At 26.4% G+C, this 3,090-nt stretch carries 3 protein-coding genes and 1 riboswitch; of the genes, 1 reads left to right on the top strand and 2 read right to left on the bottom strand.

All coding sequences use genetic code 11. The features are described 5' to 3' along the window. Positions 1 to 18 precede the first annotated feature (18 nt). Entirely contained in the window at positions 19 to 1,281 is a 1,263-nt protein-coding gene (locus tag ACQCX0_RS01220) for a GmrSD restriction endonuclease domain-containing protein (protein ID WP_462562301.1), read from the bottom strand. A gap of 213 nt (positions 1,282 to 1,494) precedes the next feature. Between ACQCX0_RS01220 and ACQCX0_RS01225 the strand changes: the two genes are divergently transcribed. After that, on the top strand, positions 1,495 to 2,307 hold the full coding sequence (locus tag ACQCX0_RS01225; RefSeq protein WP_465029865.1) for a hypothetical protein: 813 nt from the start codon (positions 1,495 to 1,497) through the stop codon (positions 2,305 to 2,307). A 26-nt stretch (positions 2,308 to 2,333) separates the two neighbouring features. Here ACQCX0_RS01225 and ACQCX0_RS01230 read toward each other — a convergent pair whose 3' ends face one another. Continuing rightward, positions 2,334 to 2,771, bottom strand: coding sequence for a Dps family protein (locus tag ACQCX0_RS01230; RefSeq protein ID WP_462562304.1), 438 nt, complete (start codon positions 2,769 to 2,771; stop codon positions 2,334 to 2,336). Between the two features lie 159 nt (positions 2,772 to 2,930). Continuing rightward, positions 2,931 to 3,066, top strand: a riboswitch (FMN riboswitch). Positions 3,067 to 3,090 lie beyond the last annotated feature (24 nt).

Below are 3,090 nucleotides of genomic sequence, written 5' to 3' on the forward strand. Positions count from 1 at the left end.
TATAAAGTTTAATAATTATTACTTTTTAATATAGTTAGAAATTTTCTCTAAAATAAGGACTTTTCTTTGTTCCTTAAATTCTTCGAAATTATCTTTGGTTAAAGGTAAATCCTTAGGTATATAATTAGCTACTCTATAGTTAGGGTGGTACTTTTCATAATCATTAAGGCAAACCTCAGGTTCTTTATCCTGCTTACTCTTATTCTCAGATTGTGTTAAAAGTTGAAGATTCATTAAGGAATTATCATTGGACAGTGTCAATGGATAAATATGATCTATGTCGAAATCTTTTCTATCATAGGAATAATCTGGATATAAAATCTTTAAAAAAGCTAAACAAGTTGGAGTTCCATACTTAGCTTTGTTTATTAGATCTTCTAAATCTAGCTCACTAAGAACACTTGATTTTTTTAAAAAGCTTAATATATCTGAGTTATTTTCTTTAATCCTCCTTAAATAATTAATTGGCACCCCGCTAAAGTCTCTTTTTAAGGTAGTAGCTATAATCCAGCTGTTAATAATAGCTAAATCTTCTTTGCTTGAGAGTGACTTATTTTTTATATATTTTATATAATAGGCTAAAATAATTATAGTATATGAAGAAGCTAAATTGTGCTTATTATAGCCTAAGTCCGTTAGCATATTAGAAGCTTTGTTTATATATTCAATAATTTTAGGAAATTCATCTTCTATAAGATTAATATTTTTTTTGTTAAAGCTTTGTATTTTAAATTCCATATTTAAATCACATAAAAATAAACAACCCCTTAAAAAAACATCTTGAGCCATAGTAAACTTTTCGTTAATGCCATCAACAATTTCCTTGATTTTTTGTCTACCATCACTCCATTGATTAACGATTATAGAAAATAACATATCAGGTTTAGTTAAAGTTGTCCCTCCAGAATTAATTCTAATAAAAATTTCTAAGGCTTTATCAAAATCAGATGTTTGCTCACAATAATAATTAATTATAGGTATTTGTGTAAAGTTTTGATATATCACTTTAAATACATTTTTTATATTTTCTCTATTTTCTTCATCTAAAAGAGAAATTTTTTTGCTATTCACAGGATCCTTTTCTATTAAGGTATAACACTCACTTAAAAAAGGATCTTCCTCATTACTAAAGTCTAATATTTTACTTATTTCAAACCATAGTTCGTTATTTTTATCTTTAGAAGTTTGTATCTCAGCTTTTGTTTTAAACTTAAATAGTAATTCTTCTGATAAATTTGTTTCATTTTTATTTTTAGTGTATAATAATAAATTAATAAACAAGTAGCCTTTTATAAAATTGATTAATAATATTTAATATAGAATACAATCCCCGATATGTCAAGAGCATTGTATATAACATAAGATAAAACGTTCTATTTATTATCTATAATAATGTCTTTTATAGTGATAAAGTTGCTAACTAGGTAAGATAATTAATTAAATCTTAGTATTATTAGTTTATAGTGTATTATTGCTATGTTGGATCACAGGGTATTGATAATAATTTTAGGTAATGATTATAAGAGAGTACAAAACATATTCTTAATTATCTTCATGATAGTTCTTGTGGGTTGTGGCACTAACTCTAACTACCATCAAAAAATTCTTGAAATTAAAGATAATCTGCAAACATTAGATAGCCAAATAGCGGAGAAACAAGCACAACTACAAGTATTAGATCAAAAAAAACAACTCTATATCCGGCAATTCAAGGTTATATTTCAACCATATCTACAACCTAATCAAATTCTTGATGAAACAGTTTTATTTGATAATAAAGATTACAGCGGGATTGATGCAAAAGCACAAGTAGTAGATATATTTTCCCATGTTAATTTATTGGCTAATAATACAAGTAAGTTGAAATATGCATTTATTTTAGATGATTATTATTATTGGGAACCTTTATATGAATTTTATATAATCAGAAATTTTGCTAAGGGAGCTATTCTGGGAATTACAGATAAATATAGTAGTAAACCCTTGGAAACCAGTATCTTCTTTACAGAGATTAATTTTCTTAGTTTTTTTATTCAAGGATTACAAGGTAAAGCTGGTCAGAAAATTTATGATAATTATTTATTAGAATATATAGGTGATAAAAGAATTAAGCATGTAAGCGGAATTCATAAAATCATCCCTACTTATAAAGTAATAAAAAAACTACCCAGAATCAATGCTGTTATGCGGGAACATCTAGGGATAAGCATAGATAAAATCCAAAAAGATATAAAGACCTTAGAAAGACAAAAAGCTAATAGCGAGATTTCTTTAGAATATTATGAATATAAAAATGAAACTGAATAATTAGTAATTAAACTACAAACCTTGTATTATTTAAGATATGAGCTTAACATCCAAGCTTGCTTAGTATGAGTTTGTACTCTTTTAATTAAGATATCGTTAGTAATCGGATCAATTTTATTTTCTTCTATAAGTTTTAGCATTCTATCTGCAATACTTTTATGATCAATGCTAAGTTCTTTTACCATATCAAGTTCAGGTAATACACCGGATACAGATTCCTTAATACTAGTTAGAGCTAAGAATTCTGCTAGGCTACCCGGAGCTCTTTCATTATAAATAGATACTCTCTCAGCTATTTCATCGATTGCTTTCGTTAATTCTTCATATTGATTTTGAAATAATAGATGTAATTCATAAAAATCTTTACCTTTAATATTCCAATGAAAGTTATATAATTTAACTTGTAATACAAAAGTATCTGCTAATAAATGGTTTAAAGTAGTAACATTAATATTGGTTGTCATAGGAAATCCTCTTAATTTATAATAATTTTACTAAATAATAGCACATAAAAGCACTAAATACAATTATTATAGATTACATAACTATGGACCGCATCAAATAAACTCTGTATATGATAATAAACTATTGTAGTTTAATTTAAATAATAGTACAATAATAGGAAATAATTTCAGGGCGAGGTGTAATTCCTCACCGGCGGTAATAAAGAACTATAAATTCTTTTCAGCCCGCGAGCAATGTGCTGATTCGGTTAAATTCCGAAGCCGACGGTCATAGTCCGGATGAAAGAAGTTAAACAGTAAAAATTATAATAAATATTTA

The organism is Candidatus Hepatincolaceae symbiont of Strigamia maritima (assembly GCF_055505085.1).